This is a genomic window from Phycisphaerales bacterium, from assembly GCA_016716475.1.
Classification (GTDB): Bacteria; Planctomycetota; Phycisphaerae; order UBA1845; family Fen-1342; genus JADJWG01.
Window position 1 is genome coordinate 49590 of record JADJWG010000004.1, and the last position, 24402, is coordinate 73991.

At 65.2% G+C, this 24402-nt stretch carries 21 protein-coding genes; 17 read left to right on the forward strand and 4 right to left on the reverse strand.

Annotated elements, in window-relative coordinates; genetic code table 11:
* Positions 1–9 precede the first annotated feature (9 nt).
* Both IPM18_14300 and IPM18_14305 read left to right on the forward strand, forming a co-directional pair.
* Complete coding sequence (locus IPM18_14300) at positions 10–966, forward strand: ABC transporter ATP-binding protein (GenBank protein ID MBK9120748.1); 957 nt, start codon at positions 10–12, stop codon at positions 964–966.
* Positions 963–1784, forward strand: a complete 822-nt coding sequence (locus IPM18_14305) for a hypothetical protein (GenBank protein MBK9120749.1) — start codon at positions 963–965, stop codon at positions 1782–1784. Before IPM18_14300 ends, IPM18_14305 begins: the two co-directional genes overlap by 4 nt.
* A gap of 54 nt (positions 1785–1838) precedes the next feature.
* Here IPM18_14305 and IPM18_14310 read toward each other — a convergent pair whose 3' ends face one another.
* On the reverse strand, positions 1839–2195 hold the full coding sequence (locus IPM18_14310) for a hypothetical protein (protein MBK9120750.1): 357 nt from the start codon (positions 2193–2195) through the stop codon (positions 1839–1841).
* Positions 2196–2349: 154 nt separating this feature from the next.
* On the opposite strand from IPM18_14310, the gene IPM18_14315 reads away from it, so the two are divergent.
* The 9 genes from IPM18_14315 to IPM18_14355 all read left to right on the forward strand — a co-directional run bounded on the left by IPM18_14315 (position 2350) and on the right by IPM18_14355 (position 12023).
* Positions 2350–3162: a BtpA/SgcQ family protein gene (locus IPM18_14315; GenBank protein MBK9120751.1), complete on the forward strand. Its 813-nt coding sequence runs from the start codon at positions 2350–2352 to the stop codon at positions 3160–3162.
* A 20-nt stretch (positions 3163–3182) separates the two neighbouring features.
* The gene (locus tag IPM18_14320) at positions 3183–3767 is read left to right on the forward strand and encodes a thymidine kinase (protein ID MBK9120752.1); all 585 of its coding nucleotides are present in this window, start codon (positions 3183–3185) and stop codon (positions 3765–3767) included.
* Between the two features lie 129 nt (positions 3768–3896).
* On the forward strand, positions 3897–5051 hold the full coding sequence (gene mnmA, locus IPM18_14325; GenBank protein ID MBK9120753.1) for a tRNA 2-thiouridine(34) synthase MnmA: 1155 nt from the start codon (positions 3897–3899) through the stop codon (positions 5049–5051).
* Positions 5052–5106: 55 nt separating this feature from the next.
* Positions 5107–5589 carry a DinB family protein gene (locus tag IPM18_14330; GenBank protein ID MBK9120754.1) on the forward strand — a complete coding sequence of 161 codons (483 nt, stop codon included), beginning with the start codon at positions 5107–5109 and terminating at the stop codon, positions 5587–5589.
* A gap of 116 nt (positions 5590–5705) precedes the next feature.
* Complete coding sequence (locus IPM18_14335) at positions 5706–6953, forward strand: hypothetical protein (GenBank protein ID MBK9120755.1); 1248 nt, start codon at positions 5706–5708, stop codon at positions 6951–6953.
* A 47-nt stretch (positions 6954–7000) separates the two neighbouring features.
* On the forward strand, positions 7001–7966 hold the full coding sequence (locus tag IPM18_14340) for a hypothetical protein (GenBank protein MBK9120756.1): 966 nt from the start codon (positions 7001–7003) through the stop codon (positions 7964–7966).
* A gap of 199 nt (positions 7967–8165) precedes the next feature.
* Complete coding sequence (locus IPM18_14345) at positions 8166–9128, forward strand: hypothetical protein (GenBank protein ID MBK9120757.1); 963 nt, start codon at positions 8166–8168, stop codon at positions 9126–9128.
* Entirely contained in the window at positions 9125–10546 is a 1422-nt protein-coding gene (locus IPM18_14350) for a lipopolysaccharide biosynthesis protein (protein MBK9120758.1), read from the forward strand. Before IPM18_14345 ends, IPM18_14350 begins: the two co-directional genes overlap by 4 nt.
* A 40-nt stretch (positions 10547–10586) precedes the next feature.
* Entirely contained in the window at positions 10587–12023 is a 1437-nt protein-coding gene (locus IPM18_14355) for an O-antigen ligase family protein (GenBank protein ID MBK9120759.1), read from the forward strand.
* A 21-nt stretch (positions 12024–12044) separates the two neighbouring features.
* Here IPM18_14355 and IPM18_14360 read toward each other — a convergent pair whose 3' ends face one another.
* Together IPM18_14360 and IPM18_14365 are read right to left on the reverse strand one after the other, a co-directional pair.
* On the reverse strand, positions 12045–13052 hold the full coding sequence (locus IPM18_14360) for a glycosyltransferase family 2 protein (protein ID MBK9120760.1): 1008 nt from the start codon (positions 13050–13052) through the stop codon (positions 12045–12047).
* A 134-nt stretch (positions 13053–13186) separates the two neighbouring features.
* The gene (locus IPM18_14365) at positions 13187–13906 is read right to left on the reverse strand and encodes a glycosyltransferase family 2 protein (GenBank protein MBK9120761.1); all 720 of its coding nucleotides are present in this window, start codon (positions 13904–13906) and stop codon (positions 13187–13189) included.
* A gap of 207 nt (positions 13907–14113) precedes the next feature.
* Here IPM18_14365 and IPM18_14370 point away from each other — a divergent pair, with 207 nt between their 5' ends.
* The 4 genes from IPM18_14370 to IPM18_14385 are packed head-to-tail and all read left to right on the forward strand — an operon-like array spanning position 14114 to position 18419.
* Positions 14114–15361, forward strand: a complete 1248-nt coding sequence (locus IPM18_14370) for a glycosyltransferase family 4 protein (GenBank protein ID MBK9120762.1) — start codon at positions 14114–14116, stop codon at positions 15359–15361.
* Positions 15358–15912, forward strand: coding sequence for an acyltransferase (locus IPM18_14375; GenBank protein ID MBK9120763.1), 555 nt, complete (start codon positions 15358–15360; stop codon positions 15910–15912). The genes IPM18_14370 and IPM18_14375 overlap by 4 nt, the downstream gene beginning before the upstream one ends.
* Positions 15909–17012: a CapA family protein gene (locus tag IPM18_14380; protein MBK9120764.1), complete on the forward strand. Its 1104-nt coding sequence runs from the start codon at positions 15909–15911 to the stop codon at positions 17010–17012. The genes IPM18_14375 and IPM18_14380 overlap by 4 nt, the downstream gene beginning before the upstream one ends.
* 18 nt (positions 17013–17030) lie before the next feature.
* Positions 17031–18419 (forward strand): phenylacetate--CoA ligase family protein, encoded by a 1389-nt coding sequence (locus IPM18_14385; GenBank protein ID MBK9120765.1) that lies wholly within the window; start codon positions 17031–17033, stop codon positions 18417–18419.
* A gap of 159 nt (positions 18420–18578) precedes the next feature.
* Here IPM18_14385 and IPM18_14390 read toward each other — a convergent pair whose 3' ends face one another.
* Complete coding sequence (locus tag IPM18_14390) at positions 18579–19097, reverse strand: hypothetical protein (GenBank protein MBK9120766.1); 519 nt, start codon at positions 19095–19097, stop codon at positions 18579–18581.
* 499 nt (positions 19098–19596) lie between these two features.
* Between IPM18_14390 and efp the strand changes: the two genes are divergently transcribed.
* Both efp and IPM18_14400 read left to right on the forward strand, forming a co-directional pair.
* Positions 19597–20160, forward strand: a complete 564-nt coding sequence (gene efp, locus IPM18_14395; protein ID MBK9120767.1) for an elongation factor P — start codon at positions 19597–19599, stop codon at positions 20158–20160.
* Positions 20161–20327: 167 nt separating this feature from the next.
* A complete protein-coding gene (locus IPM18_14400) occupies positions 20328–24317 on the forward strand; it encodes an SEC-C domain-containing protein (GenBank protein MBK9120768.1) in 3990 nt (1329 codons plus the stop codon).
* The last annotated feature ends 85 nt before the right edge of the window (positions 24318–24402 follow it).

The window sequence follows — 24402 nt, forward strand, 5'->3', positions numbered from 1 at the left end:
GATCCAGGAATGTGCCGGGGGCCGCGGAGAGCGTGCGTGGTACTCTCCGGAGTACTTGCGGAGTGGTGTGTGTCGGAAGCAGCCATCGTGACGGAGGGTCTGGCGAAATATTACGGCCAGTTCTGTGCGCTCCGGCCGCTTGACCTGCGCGTGCCGGCCGGGACGCTCTTTGGCTTCCTTGGCCCGAATGGGGCCGGGAAGACAACGTTTCTGCGACTGTTGATGGGATTGTTGCGGGCAAGCGCCGGTCATGCACGGGTGCTCGGGCTGGATGTCTGGCGGGCGGGTCCGCGCCTGCGCCGTGCGGTGGGCTACCTGCCGGGAGATGTGCGTTTTTATGAGGACCTCACCGGCGCGGCTACGCTGCAGTTTCTGGATGCCGCCCGTGGGCGGCGGGGGCGCGCCGAGCTTGCACGACTGGCAGAACGCTTCGATTTGAACCTGAGAAAACGGGTGCGTGACTATTCACGCGGCATGAAGCAAAAGCTCGGTCTCATCGCGGCCATGCTGCATCGGCCACAACTGCTCGTTCTGGACGAGCCGACGACCGCGCTCGATCCGCTGGTGCGGCAGGTGCTGTACGAAGAACTGCGGGCCGTGGCCGCGGAGGGACGGACGGTCCTGTTTTCGAGCCACACGCTCGCCGAGGTCGAAGCCCTGTGCGACGAGGTGGCCATCCTGCGCGGCGGGGAATTGGTGGAACAGGAGCGGATTACGGTCCTGCGCACGCGGGCCCTGCGACACGTGGAAGTACGCTGGCCGCCGGGCGTCATGGGGACGCCCCCGCCGGGGTTCGAAGCTCGCGAGCAGGGTGGTACGTTACTGCGAGGCGTCTGGCGCGGGCCGGTGGCGCCGCTGTTGGGCTGGCTGGCGGGTGCGGGCGTCGTCGATGTCGTGATCGCACCGCCCGACCTGGAGGATCTGTTCCTAGCCTACTACGGCGACGGACAGGTGCACGCGGCATGAGTGGCGCATTGCTGGCCAAAACTTTGCGTGATGCGGGCCTGCTCATCGGCCTGCTGGTGCTCGCGATCCTCCTGTTCGAGTTCCTTTTCGTCGGGGCCCTGCGCGAAGCGACCGCGGACATGGTTCAGTTGCGCATGCTACTGGAGAGGCCGCTGGCGCAGCGTTTCATGCAAGTGCTGCTGGGCGAGAACCTGCTCGCGTACCTGACCGCGACCTCGGTGGTCAGTGTCGGGCTGGCGCACCCGCTGTTGTACACACTGTCATGGACGCTGCTGGTCACGCTGGGAACGCGCGCCATTTGTGCGGAAGTCGACCGCGGCACCTCAGATCTCCTGCTCGCGCTGCCGATTTCGCGCGCTGCGGTGTATGTGACCACCTCCACCGTCTGGCTCGGGGCGGCCCTGCTCGTGAGCATCGTGCCGCTGCCCGGTATCTGGCTCGGCACGTGGGTCTTCCCGCTGTACGAGGCGCCGGAGTTCGCGAAGCTCTGGCGCCTGTGCGTGAACCTGTTTGCGGTGAACGTCTCGGTCGGCGCGCTCACGATGCTGGTCGGCGCCTTCCTGTCACGGCGGAACCACGCGGTCGGCTGGGTGCTGGGGGGGCTGGTGGTCTCGTTCCTGATCAACGTGCTCGAGCAGTTCTGGTCCCCTGCGAGGCACTTCTCGTTCCTCGGAGTATTGCATTATTACCGCCCGTTGCCGATCGTGCGTGACGGCGTACTACCGATCGAGGACATCACCACCCTGCTCGTGATCGCCGGGACGGCCTGGAGCATCGGGCTGTGGCATTTCTGCCGGCGCGACATTCCGGCCGCGTAAGGGCGGGGCTGGTGCGTGGTCACGGCGCCTGCGGAGGCGCTGCCGCCGACGTTTTCAGCGGATGCGGCGTGTCTGCGTGCGTTCCTCGCGCACCTCGCCTTCCGGGGGCGGGTTGCCGTCGGGATTCTGTCCGGACCACTCGCCGGTGCGGGCATCGATCCATTGCTTGCCCCGCACGCGACCCTCCGGGTCGAAGAAGATCCGCGCCGTGTAGTGGCGCTGGGTGTCGTCGTAGAGCCACTCGCCGCCCATTTCCTTCGTCGGATCTCCCAGGATCATGCGGACGTCCGTGCGGTCATCGACGCCGACCGTGATCAATTCGAAGTTGTCGCGTGTGAACTGCCGGGCGCAGCCCAACAGTGTGGGAAGGACGAGTGTGGCAAGGGCGATACCGGCGAGACGCAACTTCATGGGCCGACCTCCTCGAGGGTGAACGATTTCGTGCGGCGAGTATACTGTCCGCGCGGACGCTTAGACACACATACGCCCTGAAGGATAGGTGCGTAGATCGCGAAGCAACGGTGCTGTGACCAGGTTGTTCGCGGCCTTGAGGAAGGAAGTCGGTGTGGCTCAGGTATGCGCGCGTAACCCGCGGAAGATGATCGTCGGCATGATCCACGTCGGCGCGTTGCCCGGCACACCGCGGGCGGAGCGCTCCCTCCCTGCCAACATCACGCAGGCGGTGGCAGAGGCCCGGATCTACCTCGAACACGGGCTCGATGCGCTGCTGATCGAGAACATGCACGACGTGCCGTATCTCCGCGGCGCTGTCGGTCCGGAGATCGTGGCCGGCATGACCGCGGTGGGTGTTGCCGTGCGCGGGGTGACGACGCTTCCGCTCGGAGTCCAGATTCTGGCCGCCGCGAATCGCGAGGCGCTCGCGGTGGCGCAGGCCTGCGGGGCGGAGTATGTACGGGTAGAAAACTTCGCGTACGCCCATGTCGCAGATGAGGGTTTGATGGCGGAGGCGGAGGCCGGCCCGCTGCTGCGCTACCGGCGGGCCATCGGGGCGGAATCGATCGCCGTCATTGCCGATGTGAAGAAGAAGCACTCCAGTCATGCCTTGACAGCGGATGTCGATCTGGCGGAGGCGGCCCGTACGACGGAGTTCTTCGGCGCCGCGGGCATCATCGTGACCGGTGCCGCCACGGCGACACCGACTGCTGAGGCGGATGTCCGGGCGGTACGGACGGCCGTTGAGATTCCTGTCTGGATCGGTTCGGGTGTTACACCGGAAACGCTACCGGGCTTGTGGCCGTTGGCGGATGTCTTCGTGGTCGGCTCGTTCTTCAAGGAGTCTGGGCACTGGGCGCAGGCGGTGGATCCCCGGCGCGTGGCTATGTTGATGGCAGCGGTCGGGCGGCTGCGCGGGTCCTGAGCGCCGAGAGCAGGGAAGCGATGAGTGAAGCCACAGCGGGGTCGAACCCAGGACGGCTGATCGTCGTCTGCGGCTGCATGTTCGCGGGCAAGACGACGCGATTGATCGATCAGCTTGTGGCGGCACACCTGGCCGGGCGGCGGGTGCTGGCGTGCAAGCACCACTTTGATGACCGGTACGACCCGGCGCAGTTGGCGACGCATGACCGGCGACGGTTTCAGGCGGTGGCCCTGGAGACGGCGACCGAGGTGCTCGCCGAGGCGGCCACGGCCGAGGTCATCGGGATTGACGAGGGACATTTCTTCGGCCGCAAGCTCGTGGGCGTTTGTGAGAACCTCGTGGCGCGCGGCTGTGAGGTGTGGGTGGCGGGTATCGACCACGACGCGTGGGGCCAGCCGTTTCCACCGTTTCCGGAGCTGAAGACGATCGCGGACGAGGTGGAAGTACTGCAGATACCCTGCACGGTGTGCCGCGCGCCCGCCCGCTACTCTCAACGCCTGCACCCGGTCACGGATGGTTACATGGTCGGTGGCCCGGGAGATTACGAGCCGCGTTGCGCGGCACACTTCCAGCCGCTGCCGCCCCCGGCGCCGGAGTACACCTGAGGGGTCCGAACCATGGTGCGCCGATCACCGCGTGGGCAGCACAGCGCTGTGAAGGTCGTCGTCGCCGCCGACCAGCAAAGTGCGCACGCACCGTGGCCGCGTGTCCCGGTCGACTCCTAGAATGCGGGTATGTCTCGGAACGGTAAAGCCATTGTGGCACTCTCCGGCGGCGTCGATAGTGCGGTCGCCGCATGTCTGCTCAAGGAGCAGGGGTATGACTGCATCGGAGTATTCATGCGGGTGGGTGCGCCTGGCGAGACTGCAACTCACGTGGACGCGACCGCGGACGGTGAGTTCTGCCGCGCCCCCTTGCCCTTGGCCGCGCGGCGCACGCTGAAGCACGGCTGCTGTTCCGCCGAAGATGCCGCCGACGCCCGCGCGATCGCCGGCCGGCTGGGTATCCCGTTCTACGCCCTGAACTTCGAGGCGGATTTCGCCCGCATCATCGACTACTTCGTGGACGAATATGCCCAGGCGCGCACCCCGAATCCCTGTGTGCAGTGCAACATCCAACTGAAATTCGGCAAGCTGCTGCGCTATGCCGACCTTGTTGAAGCGGCCTTCGTCGCCACTGGCCACTATGCCCGGATCGTCGCAGACGGTGACCGGCCGGCGCTGGCGCGGTCGCACAATGCGGCCAAGGACCAGACTTACGTGTTGTTCGGCATGCAGCGCGCGGCGCTGGGCCGGTGCCTGTTTCCACTAGGGGAGATCGCGGATAAGGCGATGGTCCGGCAATTGGCGGGCAAACTCGGCCTGCGCGTGGCGGATAAGCCGGAGAGCCAGGAAATCTGCTTCGTCCCCGACCAGGACTACAAGCGTTTGGTGCAGCTCCGAAGGCCGGAAACGCAGCGAGCGGGCGAGATTCGGGGGTCCACGGGCGAAATGCTCGGCCGGCACTCGGGGGTGGTCAACTTCACGATCGGGCAGCGTCGCGGCCTGGGCCTCGCCACCGGGGAACCGCTCTATGTGACCCGCCTCGACGCCGCCACGAACACGGTCGAAGTCGGGCCGCGCGCCGCCCTGGAAACACCCGCGCTCACCGCTCGGGGGGTCAACTGGCTGGTGGACCCCCCGGTGGTTGCTGAGCCGCTTGACTGCGAAGTCAAGATCCGGCACACCCACGTGCCGGCTGCCGCCACACTCCTCCACAATGCGAACGGCAGTGTTGGCGTGACATTCTCACAACCCCAGATCGCGGTGACCCCCGGGCAGGCAGTCGTGTTCTATCGTCCGGATGGAATTGTGCTGGGGGGCGGATGGATTGAGCCGCCGGTCAGGTAGTGGGTTTCGGCAAATTGGCTGTGCCAGACCAGGGGGGGAGCGGTACGATGGCGCCATGAATCAGGATGCACCCAGTTCTGAAGCGTTGCTGGGCTTGCTGGATGAGGCCTTCGACCGGAAAGCGTGGCACGGTCCCAACCTGCGGGGCGCAGTGCGGCGTCTGACCGCCGAAGAAGCGGCTTGGCGAAACGGGGCTCACTCGATTGCCGAGGTCACCGTGCATTGTGCCTACTGGAAGTACGCCGTACGGCGGCGATTGACAGGCGAAAAGCGCGGTTCCTTTCCATGGAAGGGTAGCAACTGGTTTGCGCTGCCGGGCCCGCTCACGGCGGACGATTGGCGGGCATGTCTCACCCTGCTGGTCGCACAGCACGTCGCCCTACGGGAAGTGGTGGCCGGGCTGTCGGCAGCCCGTCTCGCAGCGCCTGTGGCCCCGGACAAGCCGGCGGCCTGGCGCCTGATTCAGGGGGTCGCCCTGCACGATGTCTATCATGCCGGGCAGCTCCAAGTGCTCAAGGGCTTGCGGAAACGATTATAAAACTCGCCTCTGAAAGTCCGAATCGCAAAATCCACGCTTCCCGAGCACACCCACCGGTGGATATACTCAACGTGGGCGCGTCCATTTTCGCATCCTGCCCCTTCACGGAGCGTCTGATGGGCCGTCGGCGATGTGCCCCGTTTCTGCTGGCCGTCGCGGTGCTCACCGCGGCTCACGCTGTAGCTGCGCCCTTCACCTACACCCTGATTGCCGAGTCTACGCACCCCGGCTTCCTGCCGCCCCTGTCTTTTTTCGGAGGTGAACACCCTGGCCGCACCCTCGCGCTGAACGATCAAGGCCAGGTGGCGTTCTACGCCGGTTGGGCCGGCATTTACCGCGGGGATGGCGTCACGTTGGCACCCGTGGCGCGCGTTTCTGAGGGCTTCAGCGCGTGGGTTGCGTATGGTTTTCGAGGCAATGTCGCGCTCAACCAGATCGGCGAGGTGGCCTTTCTCGGGGGTGGCCTGATCGGCACGGGCGAGCCCTATGGCCTATGGGTCAGCGATGGTGTGAACCACACCTTGCGAGTGGATGGTGGCAGTGCGCAGAGCACGGCACTATGGGATTGGGTCTCGCTCAGTACAAGCCAGGATCTCGCCTACACCGCGCGCAGCGCGGCGCGCGCGGCCGGAGGTGTTTATCTCGATCTGCACACTGGCGGGGAACTGCTGCTCGCGCCCGAAGGTGGTGAGAGTCCCGATGCGTTTGTCCGAACCCGGCTGCGCGCCTCCAATGAGACAGGTCAGGTTGCGTTTTTCGGCGAGCGGCAGGAGGACTCCGGCCGCTATGGCATTTATCGTGCAGATGTCGCAGGTGTGACACCCATTGCACTCCTCAGCGATGGCTTCACCCGTTTTGCAGCTTTGCACAGCAGTGGAGTGGATAGTGCGCGGCGTGAGACCTTGGCGCTGACTGACACGGGTCAGGTCGCGTTTTGGGGAGAGCGTCTCGACGGCTCGGAAGGCCTGTTCCGCGGTGACGGTGGTGCGCTGCAGGTCCTTGTGGATACCAACGCCGGTTTCACGACGTTCGGGCACTGGCGCGACGGCTCACACACCGTATTGTTGAATGCCGCGGGCGCGTTTGCCTTCCTGGCTGAGCGCGCGGACGGTTACCGCGGGATCTTCCTCGGCGGCGACGGCATCCAGCCAGTCATCGGACTCGGCGATCCGTTCTTCGGTTCCACGGTCACCGAGTTGGTCCTGTCGCAGGCCGGCCTGAATAGCTCCGGCGAGCTCGCCTTCATCGCGACACTGGCCGATGGGCGCGAAGTGATCGTGCGGGCCACGCTTATTCCCGAACCCGCCGCGCTCTGGCCGCTGCTGTTGCTGGGCGCGCTGCTCCGCCGCCGGCAGGATCGCTGAACGTCCTCGTACGCCACGGTGGCACGATCCCCGCTACCTTCTCGCACATGTCTGCGATCCATGCGAACCATGCCGGGGTGCTGCTCCATGCCGGCGCGCTCGGCGACCTCGTACTGGCGCTGCACCTCGTCGAATGCGTGGGGGCCCAGTTTGCTCCGCACCTGACATGGGATGTGGTATCCCGCGTGGATCCCGGCGACCTGGCAACCGTATTGCCCGGCGTACGGCGACGTCCGCTCGAAACACTCGGTAGCGAATGGCTTTACCGGACGGATGCGGGTGCGCCTCCGGGCGCCTTGGTCGCGCAGATTGCCGGTCGGCGGGTGCTTAGCATGCTGGGGGGGCCGCGGACCGATGTCAGCGCGCGCTTGCGTTTGTTGTCGCCGGCGACCCTGTGGGCCGTCGATCCGCGCCCGAAGTTGGGGGAACGACGGCACATTGTGGCACAGTGGTGGGATCAACTCACAGAACAGGCGCTCGCTGGAGAATTCCCATGGCCGGTGTGCCTTCCGCAGGCCGATGCGTTGTCGGTACGACAGCGCTCCGCTGCCGCGGCTGAGGGTCCGATCCTGTTGCACCCCGGCAGTGGCGGTCGAGCCAAATGCTGGCCACTGTCGTGCTTTGTGGAGACGGCCACACACCTGGATGCGCAGCGGATCCCCGTGGTTTTCCTGCTAGGCCCGGCTGAAGTGGAGCGTTGGGGTTCGGAAACGTGTGCTGTGCTCACTCAGAAGTTTGTCAGCCACTGCGAGCCAAGTCCGGCGGAACTCACCCGGCTCCTGTGTTGTGCGCGGGGCTACGTCGGCAACGATGCCGGGCCGACCCATCTCGCGGCCTATCTCGGGACGCCTACGGTTGCGATCTTCGGCCCCACCGAACCTGACATCTGGGCACCCTGGGGGCCACGTGTGACCGTGCTGCGCGGCGAACCGCAGGCCCCCCAGGCCTGCTGGGGTCTTAGTGTGCCGGCGGTGTCGCAGGCCGCAATCACGGTCACACGGAAACTGGATTGAGCTGCTGTGCGGTGGCAGGAATTGCGCCTGGGGGCGACCCCCGCCGGATGGGTAGCGGACGGCGTGTCCCCTTCCGCGGACCGCGTGCGGTGTGCGCGGGCACATGGCCGATATAATCGAGTCTCGTGATTCGTAATCAATCGCGGTGACGGCTCGTGATCCGGCTGGATCCGCTGGCTGTCCGTACGTCCATGGTGGCATGATGCGTTGGGTCGCCTTCCTGATGATGCTGGGCTTGGCGGGCGGGGGGTGTGCCCGGGAGAACGCCAATCCATCCGGACCCGCTTCTGCACGCGGGCAGAAAGCAGAAACACAGCCCGCCGGGCAGGTGCAGCAGGCGTTGCGTGGTTCCCCCGCAGTTGCTCAGGTGCAGGTCATCCCCTGGGTGGAACTGAACAGTGTAACCCGTCAGGGCGTAGATGACGTTGTGGCGGGCCTGATCGCCTGGCAGTCCGTTACCGATCGGGCGATTGTCACCACGGTTGCCGGGCGGGCCGGACTGTACACGGAACTGCGCCGACGGGTGCCCGGCATGACGATCATTCCCGGCTTGAAGACGGCGGGTATTTGTGATCCGTTCGACGACATCGCCGGTTGGCGGCGCATCGCGTCCGAGGTGGCCGCCATGACCGATGCGGCGGGTGTGCCGATTGCAGTGCTGGAAAACGAGACCGCGCTGTATCACGAGGAAGGTGGTGGCCGAAACAGCTACTGGGATGCGCGCGTGACCCTCTCGGATGACAAGCTGCGGGCGGGTTTTGGCCTGTTGCCGCGTGACATCGAAATCTGGTGGTACCCTGGCTTCGTGACCGGCCGCAACCGGGAAGTCCGGCATGCTCAGTCGGCGCGGCTGGCGCGGCTGCTGGAAGCGAGTTGTCGCGTTCGTTTCATTGACTACTCGCTGGCCAAGCCACCCGGTCAAAACAACTGGTGGGATTTGGAGCTGACCGCCTTGCGGGATCAAATTGCATCGCGCCCTCCGATTCCAATCGTGTACTTCTATGCACGGGGGCGCTACTGGGACGTAAGCCAGACCCGTGACATGTTGGACTCCGTGGCCGGACGCGAGGTCATCATCTACCCGGGCCAACGCAACTGGTTGCTCTCGGCGGAAGAGGTCGGCGGGCGCGTGCTGGCCGCCCGCGCAGAGGTACCGCGTTGAGCGGAATCGACCCCACGCCCCCTGTTCTGGCGTATGCTCCCAGGAGCCGGCGACTTTCACTGCGCCGAAATTTCAGTTGGACCTTTTTCGGCAACGTCGCCCATGCATTGTCACAGTGGCTGATTCTGAGTGTCTTTGCGAAGTTCGGCAGTCCGGAAGCCGTCGGTACGTGGGGGCTCGGCCTGGCGATTGCGAATCCCATCACGGTTGCGGCCATGCTGCACCTGCGGCAGGTGCAGGTGACGGACGTGCGGAACGAATATCGATTTGAACACTATTTCGGGTTACGCACGGCCCTGAGTCTGCTTGCCGTGCTTCTGATCGCGGGGATCGCGATCTGGGGACACTTTGAGACTACTACGGCGCGGGGCGTCATTCTCCTGGTCGGCCTCGCCAAAGGTGTTGACGCCGTTAGCGAGATCATTCGGGGCCTGTTTCAGCGCTACGAGCAAATGAACATCAGCGGCCTCAGTCTGGTGATCCGCGGGCCGCTCGGTGTTGCGGTGCTGGCAGGCACGTTCGTGGTGACGGGTAATCAGATCGCCGCCGCCGCGGCCCTGGTCATCGCCTGGTTGCTCGTCGTACTTTGCTACGATTTGCCCTTCGCGGCGCGGTTGCTGCGGGTGGAATCCGCCGATGCGGGCCAGAAGCTGGCGCTCTGGCCGAACTTCGCCCCGCGTGTGCTCCGGGGCCTGTTCTGGCGGGCGCTGCCCCTGGGGGTCGGCATGTTCCTGCTGACGCTCGCCGTGGCCATCCCGCGCTATTTCCTCGCGCAGCAGGGACTCAAACAACTCGGGTATTACGATGCGGCGGCTTATGCCGTGCTCGCGGCCATGATGCTGATCTCACCGCTGGGACAATCGGCTGCGCCCCGTCTGGCGCACTATTTCGCAACCAACCTCGTGGCGTTCCGACGGCTTTTCTGGCGGATGATGGGGCTGGCACTCGTGCTGGGTGGTCTGATGGTCGGCGGCGCTGCGATCCTGGGCAAGCAAGTGTTACGCCTGCTGTACACGGCCGACTACGCCGAGTACCACACAGAATTCATGATCATGTCGGTGGCCGTCGCGCTCTTGTCGCTGAACTTCTTCGGGGGTGTCGGTCTCGCGGCAGCGCGGCGGTTCGTCGTGTCGGCCGTCGCGGGGCTGGCTACGCTCGTCGTGACGACCATTGCGTCATTTGGGCTGGTTCCGACACTGGGCGTCCGGGGGGCTGCGATTGCGCTGGTGCTGGGCCACCTGGCGACCGTTACGGTGTACTTCCTCGGGTTGGCCCGGGCGCTGCGGGTCCGTGCTGCGGAGATCGCGGCGGTCACTGACGCGAGTAGATCGTCGCCGGAACCGCCGGTCGCAGTCCCCGCGGTTGTAGCCGATGCGGCGGCCCCGCTCGATAATGCGACGTTGGACGTCCGGACATAGGACCGTACCCGGAGTGCGGCTCCACGTGGAGATGTAACCGATGGATCGACCTCTGCCGTATGCCGCAGAACTGCGATTGCCGGCAACCCCCAGACGGCATGATGACCAGATCCTCAGTATGCTGTTCCTCCCGGGGTTATTCGTGGCGGGACTGCTTTATGCCGGTGGAGCAACGCAACCGGCTGCGGTTGTGGCCGGAGTCACGGTCCTGCTCACGACGCTCATCGCGCCGGAGATCGGCATCTACGTCTATCTTGCGAGTGCGGCGCTCGACCAGTTGCTGCTGGAGGAAGAGGGCTCGATTCTTACCCCGGCCAAAATCCTGGGTCCCTTCGTACTCCTCGCCTACGTGGCGCATCCGGGCCGTACACGGATCCCGATTCTCGCGAGCAAGCCCTTCCTGTTCGTCATGCTGGCTTTCGGAATCTACGGGATTGTGACGGCCATGTTCTCGATTGCCTGGCTCGCTTCTGTTCGCTACGCCGGCCAGATCAGTGTCCAGGTGTTGATCATCATCGTGGCGATTCACCGGCTCAGCGACCGTGATATGATTGCCCGGGCGCTGCAATTCTGCGTAGCCGGGGGCCTGATCGGGGGGCTGATCCTGGTCGTATTCGGCTCCCGCTCGATGGCCTTCAGTGGTGCGACCCTCGGTCCGGCGGCGAATCCGAACTCCACGGCGCTCGCGCTGTCCGTACCGCTGGCGGTCGTGCCGGCGGCCTGGGCCATGACACGCAATCGCTTCCTCCGGATTGCGATCATCGCTGCCGGACCGATCATTCTTACGGGGATGATGATGACCGGTTCGCGGTCGGCCCTGATCGCGGTCTTCGGCTCCGCCCTGCTCGGTCTCGCCTTCACGCGGCGGGCATCCGCAGCGCAGCGCATCCTGATCCCGGTAACGGCGGCGGTTGTCATTGCGGCCACGACCTACTTCGTGCTCGGCTCGGGTGTGCTGGGCGAGCGTCCGCAGGAGCGCATCAACGCGCTGCTCGAGCGCGGAGTCGCTGCCCGCGAAGAGTCGCGCTACGAAATCTGGATGACCGCCTTCCGGACGTTCCTGAGCAAGCCGTGGGGCTTCGGCTATGGGAACACCGCGTTCGCACTTGAGGCCCGTACCGGCGTGTTCATCGACATTCACAGCACGATGCTGAGCGCCCTCGTGGACGGTGGAGTGGCATCATTCGGCTTGTTCGTGGTCGGTCTGTACTTGCTGTGGCGGGCCATCTGGTCGATCCGCTTCGGACTCTACGGTCTGCCCGCGACGATGTTGTTCATGTTCACCATGCTGTCCTCCCTGACTCACACGATTCACTTTTCAAAGTGGTTCTGGATCCCCCTGACGATCTGCGCACTCCTCGCCGAGCAGGCCCGCCGCGACCAACTGGCGGGTGTCGAGCCGGACCGACCGCGACGACTGACGCCCGAGGAGATCCTCAAGCGCCTGCAACCGGGGGATGCCGTCGTCTATCGGTGACCGCTGTGCGGCCGCACACCTTTACGGTGCCGGGTGTGCCGGGCGCCAGCCGAATCGCAGCGGGGCGGTCACCACGCCGTACAGCGAGCCCAGTCCATAGCTCCAGTGCAACTGGAAATACGCCAGCAGGATCAACAGGGCCGAGGCCCCGCCGGCCCGTGCCTGGCGCAGGGCCATGCCGGCTCCGACGGCCGTGTACAACAGCAGCACGAGGGCCAGCAGCACGGCTATCGGCCACCACAGCACACTCGCCACGGCGAGCGACAGCACGCTCAGAACGAACGCCAGCGGAACGAAATGTCGCAACCGCAACCCGCCGCCCGTGAGCCAGAGGGTGTAGGGGTTCCACTGCCCGTTCTCAAAGGCCTGTCGGCACATGCCGCCATAGGTCGAGCGCATGAAGTAGGTCAATTGAATCTGCGGCGAGAGGACGATTCGCCCGCCCTGGCGCCGGATGCGGCTGCAATACTCGATGTCCTGGTTGCGGACGAGCCGTTCGTCGAAACGGCCGAAGCGCTCGAACACGCTGCGCCGAAATGTTCCGAAGGGGACCGTGTCGGCCTCACGCTCGACACCGCCGGTACGGAAGGTCGCGCCGCCCACGCCAAAGCTGCTCGAGAGGGCCGCGGCGATCGCTCGTCCCACCGGGGTCTCCTCGGTCGGGCGCGTCGTAATGTAGCCGCCGACGACATCGGCCCCGGTCCGCTCCAGCACCTCCAGGCAGCTCGCGACGTAATCCGGGGCGTACTCGGAATGGCAGTCCAGCCGCATGATGACCTGGCCGCGGGCGGAAGCGATGGCCCGGTTCAGACCCACGGGTACGATGCGGGCCGGGTTCGCAAAATAGCGCACGCGCCCGTCCCGGGCTGCATAGGTCCGCACGATCTCTGCCGTACGATCCGTACTGGCCCCGTCGATGCAGAAGATTTCGACGTCCTCCCGGCCGGCAAGTTGTGCGAGAATCGAATCGAGGCAGCGGGCAACAAATCGCTCTTCGTTGCGCATCGGGATCAGGATCGTGAGTTGCATGCTGCATCCAGGACGGTATCGGGTGCGGATCGCGCCAGTTTGTGCGAGTATCGGTCGGGCGAGGGAAAGGCGTCAAGTCAACCTGCTCCCGCGCGGCCACGTGCTGTGCAGCCGCCCCGTGAAGTGAGCAGCACCTACGGTGTGCCGGTGCGGATGTGCCGATAAAGCTGCGCCAGCTCGCCGAAAGCCCGCAGGATGACGCGCGGATTGGCCCCGGTCGAGCGGCCGGCCGTACGGGGATAGTGACGGACGCCGAGTTGGGCGATGGTGCAGCCCAGCCGCCGCGCCTTGGCGAGCATCTCGGTATCAATCAGTGCACCGGTGCTGCGGATCGAGATCTGCTCCAGGAAGGGGCGCGGGTAGATCTTGAACGCGCAGTCGATATCACGCAGCCGCAGACCGAAGAGCCAGTTCACCAGGCCCGACCACAAGGCAGCATTGAGTCGTCGCAGGGGGGTATCCTGCCGGTCGAGGCGATAGGCCGACACGATGTCGTGTACTTCCAGCAGCGGCAGCAGCCGGGGCAACTCCCCCAAGTCGAATTGTCCGTCACCATCCGTGTAAAAAACCCAGTTTTTCGTCGCCGCCCGGAAGCCGGCGGCCAGGGCGGCGCCGTACCCGCGGTTGGGCCGGAGGTGCAAGACCCGCACGGACGGGTGCTCGGCCGCGAGCGCGTCGGCGATGGCGCCCGTGCGGTCGCGGCTGCCGTCGTCGACGATCAGGATTTCAAGATCGGCCGCCACGGATCGGCCGACGGCGAGTGCGGAGTGCGTGACGCGTTCCAGGTGGGCCTCTTCGTTGTAGCACGGGAAGAGGATCGTGAGGGCCAACGGCTGGAGCGGTGGTCGGATCATCGGGTCGGGGCTTTGCCAGGGTCTGCCCAGCGGGCACGGCCGCTGCGCGTGATATGTTACCGGGCGGCGGGGCCCGGGATAAGGTCGGCACAGGCGTGGCGCTGCCGGGCGCTTTCCCCGCCTGGCGAAGTGGTCGATAATGTGCCGCGGGGTGTCGCGGCGCCGCACGAGCTTCGTTGGGGAGCACCGGTGCCGAGGAGCAAGGGTTTGGAAACGCTGCCGGAAGTGCTGCCGATTCGTGTGGGTGTGTGCGGAACGACCGTCGTGCAGCGGAATGGCCGGTGGTATACCCATCACTCGATGGGCCGGGTTGCAGACGTGCTGGCGGGGCGCTTCAGGACGCTGCGGTTCTACGGCCCACGTGCATCCGCAGAAGGGCTGGACTCGATCGATCACGCCTTTGAGGCCGCCAATCTCGAGGTCGTGCCCTGGGATGTGCCCCGCGCAACCGTTCGGGCGATGCGGAATCCGCGTGCCCTGCTCCGGGCCTATCGCGCCATGGCTGGCGAGGTGGATGCCCTGATCCTGAGGGGCAATCCGCCACTGATCTGGGCGGCGCACGGTTATGCCCGGCAGTCCGGCATCCCGGTGGTGCACTGGGTGGTCGGGAATTCCGTCGCGATTCTCCGTGGTGAGCAGCGCGGCTTTCGTGGTGTCATGAAACAGGTTGCGATTGCGTTTGCGTGCGCTGAACAGAAGTTCACGCGCTGGGCGATTCGCCGATCGGGTGCAGCGGTGCTGGCGAATGGGGACGAATTAGCTCAGCTTTTTGCAACGCCGCGCACGCAGTCGGTGGTGAGCACGACCCTGAGTGCATCCGATTTCCTCGAACGTTCCGATACCTGCCAGGGATCGGAGGTGCGCGTCATCTTTGTCGGCTTTGTACGACCCGAGAAGGGTCTTGAGTACCTGATACGGGCTTTGCCATCCCTGGGAGCGACACCTCCAGTGCAGCTCACGATCGTGGGTTCGTGGGGTCAGTTTGAGGAGGAGCGAAATCGGCTCGCGGGGCTCGTCGAGCAGCTCGGACTCACGGCCCGGGTGGAATGGGCCGGCTATGCCCCGTTCGGACCGGAGCTGTTCGCGCAGCTTGACCGGTCAGACGTCATGGTGTTGCCCAGCTTGTCGGAAGGCACGCCGCGCGTCCTGGTGGAGGCCCGGGCACGAAGTTTGCCCGTGATCAGTACGCGCGTTGGCGGCATTCCGAGCAGCGTGCGCGATGGAGAGGACGGTTTGCTGGTGCCACCGCGCGATGCCGGAGCCATCGCCGCCGCGCTGGAACGCATCATTCGTGACGGTGAGTTGCGACGGCGCCTGATTGCCACCGGTCGCGAGCGCATGCGTGAGTTGACCATGGACCGTTTCGTCGACCGGATGGTGCTGGCGCTGCGGCAGGCGGCCCGTGGCGATCAGCTGCCCGCGCCGGGCGCGACAAACGCGAGGGCCATGGTATGAGACTGCTGAAATACCTCTGGTTCCATCTGGTCATGACTTGTACGGCGTGGATGTCCGATGTGCGGCCGATTCTCAAGTTGCGCGGTTGGCTGGCGCGACCTGCGTTCGCCCGTTGTGGAAGGGATCTCCAGATTGCCCACAATGTCACGATCAACTTCCCGAATATGCTGAGTTTTGGCTCGCATGTTTACCTCGGTCCCGGGAGTTGGCTGCATTGTGCCGGCGGTGTCACGCTCGAAGACGAGGTGCAGCTCGCACCCTACGTGGTTCTCATCACGGGCAACCACCGGCTCGCGAACGGGTCTTATCGCTACGGGAAGGGTCAGCGCGCGCCGATTCGGATCGGTCGCGGCAGTTGGCTGGCGGCTCATGTAACCGTGACCGCCGGTGTGTCGGTCGGACGGGGTACGCTTGTCGCCGCGAACGCGGTGGTGACGAAAGATCTGCCCGACTTCGTCATCGCCGGTGGCGTCCCTGCCCGCGTCATCAAGGAAGTGGCACCGGACGAGCGGGACTGTGCCGATGCAGCGCGGCCGGAGGATCGGCCTTGAGCGGGGCCTGGACGCTGACAGCCGTCGGCGACCTGATGTTTCATGGCGCGGTGGGGGAGCGGAGCCGCGCGGCCGCAGATTGGCTTTGGGCTCTGCGTCCGCTCGGTGAAGTTCTCCTGCAGGGGGACGTGCTCTTCGGGAATTTCGAGACGCCGATTACGAAGGCCCGGCGGGCGGAGCCGGGCGCCCCCGACCGCTACTACAGCCCCGTGGGAACGGGCCAGGCCCTGGCCGAGTATGGCTTCGACGTGGTGAACCTGGCGCACAACCACATCTACGATTTCGGTGCCGAAGGAGTCGAGATTACGCGGGCGGAACTGCAAGCCGCGGGATTGCCTGCCATCGGAATCGGCTGCGATGCGGACGAGGCGGCCACGCCGGTCGTGGTTTCGTCGCCGGCCGGCCCCGTGGCGTTTCTCGGCTACGCGACCGCCCACAATGCGGTCCGTCCGGCAAACCAATATGTGGCATGCTTTCCGGCCGTCGAGCGGGTGGTTGCGGATGTGCGGCGGATTCGCCCGGAAGTGACCGCCGTCGTGGTCTCATGTCACACCGGGGCACAGTTCAACCCATATCCGGCCCCGGAAACGCGGGCCCTGGCGCGTGCGGTGCTTGCGGCAGGGGCGAGCGTGTTTCTTGGTCATCATCCGCATGTGCCACAGGGTTGTGAACGCATCGGGACGGGGCTGGCGGCCTACAGTCTCGGAGATTTCGTGGCGCCGGCCCCGCAGGAAATGCGTCGTCGAACCTTCTTTCTGCGCGTCCGACTGGCCGGTTCCGAAGTGCTTGCGCACGAGGCCGTGCCGTGCTTCATCACCGAGGAATACCGGACGACACTGCCCGGCGAACCCCTGCGCAGCGAAATCGCCGCCCATCTCGCGGCACTGGACGCCACCCTCACGGACGGGCGGAGCGACGAACTGCATTTCGCGACCGCGAGCCAGCGCTTTGCCTCGCAGTATCTCAGCAGTTGGTGGCAGGAACTGCGGCGCGGCGGGCCGCGGGTACTCTGGCGGAAGCTGCGCAATCTCCGCCCCTACCACTTCCAACTGATTCGACAGTCCCTGGCACGTCGCCTCGGTTGGTCACGGCGCCACTGAATGCATGGGAGCAGGGCATTGGCTACCTGGGTACAGCGCCTGGTGTGGCGTTTTCCGGTTCTGGGCGACGCGGCGGCCACCTATCGCGGCTGGCAGCTCAAGCGCATCCGCTACGGTCCGCAGTATGCGGCCCTGGTCGAAGAAATCAGCGCCCGGCGCGCGTGGTCGCCGGAGCAGATGCAGCGCTACGTGGATGAGCGTCTGCGGGCGATGGTCGCGATCGCGGCGGAACACGTCCCGCACTACCGGGAGGCCTTTGCCACTCATGGCGTACGTCCGGAGGATGTCCGCGGTGCGATCGATCTGGCGCGGTTGCCGCTCCTCGCCAAGGAAACCGTGCGGGCCGCGCCCGAGCGCTTGCTCAACACGGCTCTGCCACGCGCGCGGCTGCACCGCAGCAGCACCAGTGGAACGACCGGAACTCCGGTCGCTTTGTACTACACGTCCGAAGTGGCCCAGTGGAACTATGCATTCTTTGAGGCCCGCCATCGCCGCGTGATCGGGATGGAGTTCGGCCGCCGGCCGTACGCCATGCTGGGAGCACAGCCGGTGACCGCGGCGACGCGCACCCGTCCACCGTTCTGGGTATACAACTACGCCTCCAAGCAGCTTTATCTATCGAGCTATCACCTGGCGGAACGCTACCTTGGCCACTATGTCAAAGCCCTGCGGCAACGGCCCTACCATGCGCTGATGGGCTTTCCTTCCAGCTTGCACGCCCTCGCTCAATACATGCTTGCCCATGACGAACGCGTGCGAATCCCGATCATCAGCACCAGTTCGGAAATGCTCTACGAACATCAGCGGGCGGATATCGAACGGGCTTTCGAGGGGCGCGTCTTTGATCAGTACGGTTGCGCTGAGAAGGCGTGCTTCGCCTCGCAGGAGGCGGACGGGGTGTACTACATCAGCCCCGACTACGGGATTCTGGAAGTGCTCGATGAAGCCGGGCAGCCGGTCGCGCCGGGGGAGACGGGCGAGCTGGTCTGTACGAGTTTGTGCAACGATGCGCAGTTATTCTTGCGATACCGGCTCGGGGATCGTGGCGCGATTCTCCCACCGCTGCCGGGCGGACCACCGTTCCCGCGGTTGGCCCGGCTGGAGGGGCGCATCGGCCAGGCCATCCTGACGCCGGACGGACGCGAGGTGGCGCGGCTGGGGCCGGTGCTCAGTGGCCTGGCGGGCATTCGGGAGTGCCAGTTCGTACAGGAGGAGCGCGACCTGGTGCGCGTGTTGATTGTGCCAGCACACGACTTTGTGCCGGCCGCGGCGACGACGATCGTGGCGCGACTGCGCGAGCGCTGTGGTGAGATGCGTATCGAGGTGACCCGCGTGAATGCGATTCCGCGCACCCAAGGGGGGAAGTTCGAAACGGTTGTCCGGAAGTGGCAGCCCGAGGTGCCGTAGGTGACGGAGACCGGACGCGCGGCGCAGTGAATTTAACTATCCGGCCGTAACTCTGCGCCGGTTGCGATCGCCCACCGCTCTCCGGACCGGCTGCCGTTCGACCACGGCGGATCTCAGCCCGGAATTGCATCTGGCTGTACGGCTTCGACGTGCCTGGGTTCAGTGTGGTTCGTACGGCAGCGAAGAATGGTGGAGGTTGATGCGCAGGGTGCCATCTGCCTGTTGGAGGTAGCCGAAGGTATATTCGACCTTGATCTCCGTGCCGTCGCGCTGTTGAAAATAGTAGTTGCCCATCGCTAGGGCGTAGTTACCGTGAATGAACATGCCAGCATTCTCGAAGCGCACGTTTATCCACGGGTGCAGCGCAAAACCCTTGTCCTCCGGGTAGGCCTGGTCGCCACCGACGAAGTAGGACAAGGCGCTGTCGCGCGTGAGTCGGAACTGGGCTGTCGAGGCCTTGGTCGGCTTGAAAAGCACGTCGCCCTGCTCGAAGGCATAGAGGTTGTCCACGTGGTCGGCCGCAGTCCGCGCGTAGTCATCACCCGCGAGGTATGCAGCGCCGATGGCGATAACGCCGCGTCCCCAGGTTTCCTGGGCCGCCAACACCTGCTGTGGTGTGATCGGATGCAGGATTGTACAACCGGTTGAGATGGCGAGCAGAAGTCCCAGCCCGAGCATGCCCGTCCAACCTCTGATACCTGTCCTTTGCATACGACACCCTTTCATGTCATGGGCGGAAAAGAACCGCGCAGCTTCCCACGTGCGGACCGCTCCGATGTGGAGCGCAGCACAACGATGCCCGGACCGCCGGAAAGCAGTCGGCCGCACACGGCTCCACGGAGCACCGCTAGCAGGGCATATCGGTCTGTTTGTCGAGGTTCATCGACAGCGCACGGGCGTGGCTGAGTTCTGCCGGGGGTGGGGCTGGTGAACCGGATGAGAGGGGCGGGCTGGCCCACTCGCCGGGGGGGGGGAGGAATGCCGCTGTGAAACCAGTGGGGGGGGTGACGACCGGGAGCGTTCTCGATGGTGTGTGGCATACCGGCGCTGAGCAACGCCCCCGGTCGCCAATCCCGGCTTGGCGGGTATACTACGCGGCTTGCAGGCAGAATCCCGACAGCGCCCCCGGCATGCGGCCGGCTGCCGGCGCGGCGTCCGCCACAGGAGAGCACGGCCCATGGCCAAGGCAAACGAGTTGAAACGCGGCAAGGTGGTCCAGCACGAGGGGGGCAACTATACGGTCACGGATGTGACGCGGGTGTCCAAGGGTAACTGGCGAAGCTACCTGCAGGTCAAGCTCAAGTCGCTCAAGGACGGCCGGGTGCTGGACGCACGTTATTCGCCCGATGACCGGGTCGACATCCTGTACGTGGACACGAAGCCGTTCCAATTCCTTTACCGGGAGGGCAACAACTTCGTGCTGATGGACCAGGAGTCGTACGACCAGATCGAGGTTGATCTCGAGCTGATGTCCGGCGGCGAGAACTTCCTTCGCGGCCAGGAGATCCTGACGGTCTCGTTCATCGACGGCAAGATCGTGTCGGTCGAGCTACCGAACGTCGTCGAACTCCAGGTCGTCGACACGACACCCGCGATCAAGGGCGCAACAGCTACGAATCAGAACAAGGATGCCCAGCTCGAGACCGGCCTGGTCGTGAAGGTGCCACCCTTCATCGAGAATGGCGAGCTTGTGCGGGTCGACACGCGCACCGGCGAGTATCTGGAGCGCGCCAAGAGCTGAGAAGCGGGCGCATCCGGCGTCGCCGGTACCCAGGGGGTACGGCCAGGACAGCGAGCAGCGATGAGACAGGCAAGCGGGAATCCGGCGGGGTCACAGCAATTGTGCCCGGGCGGGCTGGGCGATCCATTTACCGGTCGGCGGATCCACCGCCGTGAGGCACGCAAACCATGAACTGGCTGCTGAGTATCGGGGATACGGACATTCTGCGCGACGCGACCCGGCCGGGCGCCGTTTTCTGGTACCGGGCGCGGCGGGGCGGCCTGCGAGTCTGGCTTTCGCTGGGGTTGACCCTGCTGCTCGCGGCCGTCGTGACCTTGCTGGTACTCGGACCGGAAGGTACCGGGGTCTCGTGGCTTTCGCGCGAGTGGCTCTCGATCGTGGTGGCGTTCGTGTTCGTCTGCTGGGGTGGCATCACGGGCTGGCTGATCCATGACTTCATGCCTTCCAGCAACGACCGTGTCGTGCTCCGGCTGCGTTCGTTCGTGCGCGGCACCGTTGACCCGCTGGAAGAGCGCGTGCGGGCGTATTCGGAAGCCGAACTGAAGGGCAAAACGACTGAGTTCCGGCAGCGGCTGGCGGACGGCGCCGCGCTCGACGAAATCCGGCCGGAGGCCTATGCCTGCGTGCGTGAAGCGTCGCGCCGGGCGCGGGATCACCGCCAATTCGAATGTCAGCTCATCGGCGGCAAGGTGCTGGAGGACTGCAACGTCGCGGAAATGCGGACCGGCGAGGGCAAAACAATCGTTTGCTACGCGGCCAACTATCTGAAAATCCTGCAGGGGCTGCACGTCCACATGGTCACGGTGAACGACTACCTCGTGCGCCGCGACGCGGAGTTCGCCCGTCCGATCTTCGAGCTGCTGGGGGTTTCGGTAGGCTTCATTACCGCCGATATGCAGACCTGGGGGCCCGAAGCCGAGGTTCGCCGCCAGGCCTACGGCTGCGACATCACCTACGGCACCAACAGTGAATTCGGCTTCGACTACCTGCGCGACAACATGAAGCTTTCGCCGCGCGACCAGGTGCAGGGTCCGCTGCACTTTGTAGTCGTCGACGAAGTCGACAGCATCCTGATCGACGAGGCCCGCACGCCGCTGATCATCTCGGGGCCGGCTCACGATGACGTGAACAAGTACCGCGTCGCCGACAATGTGGCACGCTCCCTGGTCCGCCGGCAGGAACAGGCCATCTCCGAGACCCGCGGTCGTCTCGCGGACATCGAGCGAGACCCGCTGGCTTTCGGTCTCGACCCGAACGACGCGAAGTACCGGGACGCCATCAAGAAGTTCAAGGCCGACCCGCTGTGGTTGTCCAGCGACGAGGCCGAGGCCCTTGGTCACAAACAGTATTTCGTGGTCGAGATGGACCGCAAGAGCGTCCATATGACCGAGCACGGCGCCAAGGCCGCCCAGCAGGAATTGTCGATCGGCACGTTCTACGACAGCAAGAACATGAACTGGCCGCACCACATCGACAATGCCCTGCGGGCTCACATGGTGTACCAGCGCGACAAGGAATATGTCGTCCAGGAAGACACGATCATCATCGTGGACGAGTTTACCGGCCGATTGATGCACGGCCGCCAATGGTCGGACGGCTTGCACCAGGCGGTCGAGGCCAAGGAACGGGTCACCATCAAGCAGGAGAACCAGACCCTCGCGACGATTACGCTGCAGAACTTCTTCAAACTCTACCAGCAGATCGCGGGCATGACCGGTACGGCCATGACCGAATCCGAAGAGTTCATGAAGATTTACAAACTTGATGTCATCGCCATCCCGACGAACAAGCCGGTGCGCCGCGTCGATTTCAACGACAAGATCTACAAGACGAAGTCCAGCAAGTTCGACGCGATTGTCGAAGAGATCCGCTCCTACAGCCACGAGGGCTATCCGGCCGACGAGTTCTCGCTGGAGGATATTCTCAAGCGGGCCACCCGGTTCCTCGCCGAGGCGGAGGAGGCGGGCCGGGCGGACGCGGACGTGCCCGCGCAGCGCAGCCGCATCCAGACCGCGCTGGCCGCCTTCAAGAGCGGCGACGGCGACAAGGCCCCCCTGGTGGCGGCCTACACGGAGGTGATGGGTGCGGATCTCGCCGGGCGACCGGTTCTGGTCGGCACGGTCAGCGTCGAGAGTTCCGAGGAGTTGTCCGAGGCCCTGACCCGCCGTTTCGGTGTCGAGCACGAAGTGCTCAACGCCAAGAACCACGCGCGCGAGGCCGAGATCGTCGCCAAGGCCGGACAGCAGCACGAGGTCGTGCGCGGCAAGAAGAAGATGGTCGTCGGCAACGTCACCATCGCGACCAACATGGCCGGCCGTGGCACCGACATCCGCCTCGGCCCCGGGGTCGCCGCCATGGGCGGGCTGCACGTGGTCGGCACCGAGCGGCACGAGAGCCGCCGGATCGACAATCAGCTCCGCGGTCGCTGCGGTCGCCAGGGTGATCCCGGCAGTTCGCGCTTCTTCCTGTCGTTCGACGATGATCTGTTGCGGCTCTTCATGGGCGAGTGGGTCCTGAAGATGCTGCAGATGCTGGGCTTTGAAGAGGGCATGTCGATCGAGGACAAGCGCGTCAGCCGGGGAATCGAGCGGGCCCAGAAGCGTGTCGAGCAGCGGAACTTCGACATTCGCAAGAACCTGCTTGAGTACGACGAAGTCATGGACTACCAGCGCAAAACCTTCTACGGCCTGCGGCAGCGGGTGGTCGAGGGGCGCGCCCTGAGCGACCTCGTCTGGGAGATGATCGACACCACGCTCGACGATGCGATCGAGCGCTATTTTGACGCGCGTTACGGGGCGCTCTGTGCCGCGGAATGGCTGAACCAGCAGTTCGGCGTGCAGATCGAGGCGACCAAGCTCGAGGCCCTGGACCCTAAGGTGCTTCAGGACCAGGCGCGCGATCAGGTCGTGAACGAGGTGCAGCAGCATGCCCGCCGCATCTTCGGTGAGTATGTCGACCCGTCCACCGATCCGGAAGAGTGGGACGTCCGCGGCCTGGCCTCGTGGGCAGCCCAGTACGGGCTGAGTCTCACGCAGAACCAGATTCGCAAGGCCGATCCCGGCGACCTCGAAGACCAGATCGCGACGGCCGCCCAGCAGCGCGTCGAGACGGCGGACCTGGCCCCTCTGGAGCAGTTCTGCAACCCGCTGCTCGGCAAGGAACGGCTCGTACGCTGGGCGGCGGAGAAGTTCGCAGTCGAGATCCCGCTCGACGCGCTGCGCCTGCTGAACCGCGATGAAGCCCGTGAGCACATCGGTACACGGATGCGGTCGGCCTACCAGCAACGGGAGATCGAGTACCCGGTCGGTGCGGTGATTGACTACGCCCTGCAGCGCGGCGGACAGAACGTGCACGAGGTGTACGAGCGCATCGCGACCTGGGCGAACCGCAAGTACGGCCTGGCGTGGAACTTCGAGCACTTCGCAGGCAAGCGACCGGAGGACATCTTCCGCGAGCTGCGCAGCGTGCAGGAGGACTACCTCAAAAATGGGCGTCTCGACGCGGAGATCAACCGGGCTTTGGCCGACTTCAGCGGGCCGGCCGTACAGGAGTGGGCGGTCAAGCGGTTCGGCGCGGTGCTCGAATCGCATCCGCTTGACTTGTCCGGTGACCTGGCGGAGCAACTCCGACAGTGCGGTTACGAGATGCTGCGCTACGAGTTGACGCAGATTGAGCGCTACGTGCTCTTGCAGACCCTCGACCAGTCGTGGAAGGACCACATGTACGGCATGGACCTGCTGCGCCACTCGATCGGGTTGCGCGGGTACGCCGAGCAGGATCCCAAGATCGCCTACAAGCGCGAGGGGACGCGCATGTTCAACGAGATGCTCGAGAACGTGCGCGAACGGGTTACCGACCTGATCTTCAAGGTCGGCATCTCGGGCTGGAGTGGCGATGCCTACGGCGGGGACGATGGTGATGCCGGCGCAGCGGCCCTGGCCGGTCCGACTCCGAGCGGGCTGACCACGAGCAAGGCGGACGCGACCGGCGCGGGCTTCGCGGGAGCGTCGGCCGATCAGCAGGCCGCCATGCGTCAGCAGGGCGAGGGCGCCCAGCCGCAGACCATCCGCCGCGAGGCGCCGAAGGTGGGCCGGAACGACCCCTGTCCGTGTGGCTCGGGCAAGAAGTTCAAACAATGCCACGGTAAAAAGGGCTAAGCGGCGCATCGTTCGAAGGTTCGGTGTGGCGTTTCCGGCCGGTGGTCCGGCGGATATAATCGCCGTCTTTCCAGCCGTCCGCCCG

Bases quoted from the DNA above. Each gene is read 5' to 3' on its own strand.
- IPM18_14320 (MBK9120752.1), top strand. From the start codon at position 3,183: ATGAGTGAAGCCACAGCGGGGTCGAACCCAGGACGGCTGATCGTCGTC.
- IPM18_14305 (MBK9120749.1), top strand. From the start codon at position 963: ATGAGTGGCGCATTGCTGGCCAAAACTTTGCGTGATGCGGGCCTGCTC.
- IPM18_14300 (MBK9120748.1), top strand. From the start codon at position 10: ATGTGCCGGGGGCCGCGGAGAGCGTGCGTGGTACTCTCCGGAGTACTT.
- IPM18_14340 (MBK9120756.1), top strand. From the start codon at position 7,001: ATGTCTGCGATCCATGCGAACCATGCCGGGGTGCTGCTCCATGCCGGC.
- IPM18_14335 (MBK9120755.1), top strand. From the start codon at position 5,706: ATGGGCCGTCGGCGATGTGCCCCGTTTCTGCTGGCCGTCGCGGTGCTC.
- IPM18_14400 (MBK9120768.1), top strand. From the start codon at position 20,328: ATGAACTGGCTGCTGAGTATCGGGGATACGGACATTCTGCGCGACGCG.
- IPM18_14375 (MBK9120763.1), top strand. From the start codon at position 15,358: ATGAGACTGCTGAAATACCTCTGGTTCCATCTGGTCATGACTTGTACG.
- IPM18_14390 (MBK9120766.1), bottom strand. From the start codon at position 19,097: ATGCTCGGGCTGGGACTTCTGCTCGCCATCTCAACCGGTTGTACAATC.
- IPM18_14310 (MBK9120750.1), bottom strand. From the start codon at position 2,195: ATGAAGTTGCGTCTCGCCGGTATCGCCCTTGCCACACTCGTCCTTCCC.
- efp (MBK9120767.1), top strand. From the start codon at position 19,597: ATGGCCAAGGCAAACGAGTTGAAACGCGGCAAGGTGGTCCAGCACGAG.
- IPM18_14360 (MBK9120760.1), bottom strand. From the start codon at position 13,052: ATGCAACTCACGATCCTGATCCCGATGCGCAACGAAGAGCGATTTGTT.
- IPM18_14330 (MBK9120754.1), top strand. From the start codon at position 5,107: ATGAATCAGGATGCACCCAGTTCTGAAGCGTTGCTGGGCTTGCTGGAT.
- IPM18_14365 (MBK9120761.1), bottom strand. From the start codon at position 13,906: ATGATCCGACCACCGCTCCAGCCGTTGGCCCTCACGATCCTCTTCCCG.
- IPM18_14345 (MBK9120757.1), top strand. From the start codon at position 8,166: ATGATGCGTTGGGTCGCCTTCCTGATGATGCTGGGCTTGGCGGGCGGG.
- IPM18_14355 (MBK9120759.1), top strand. From the start codon at position 10,587: ATGGATCGACCTCTGCCGTATGCCGCAGAACTGCGATTGCCGGCAACC.
- mnmA (MBK9120753.1), top strand. From the start codon at position 3,897: ATGTCTCGGAACGGTAAAGCCATTGTGGCACTCTCCGGCGGCGTCGAT.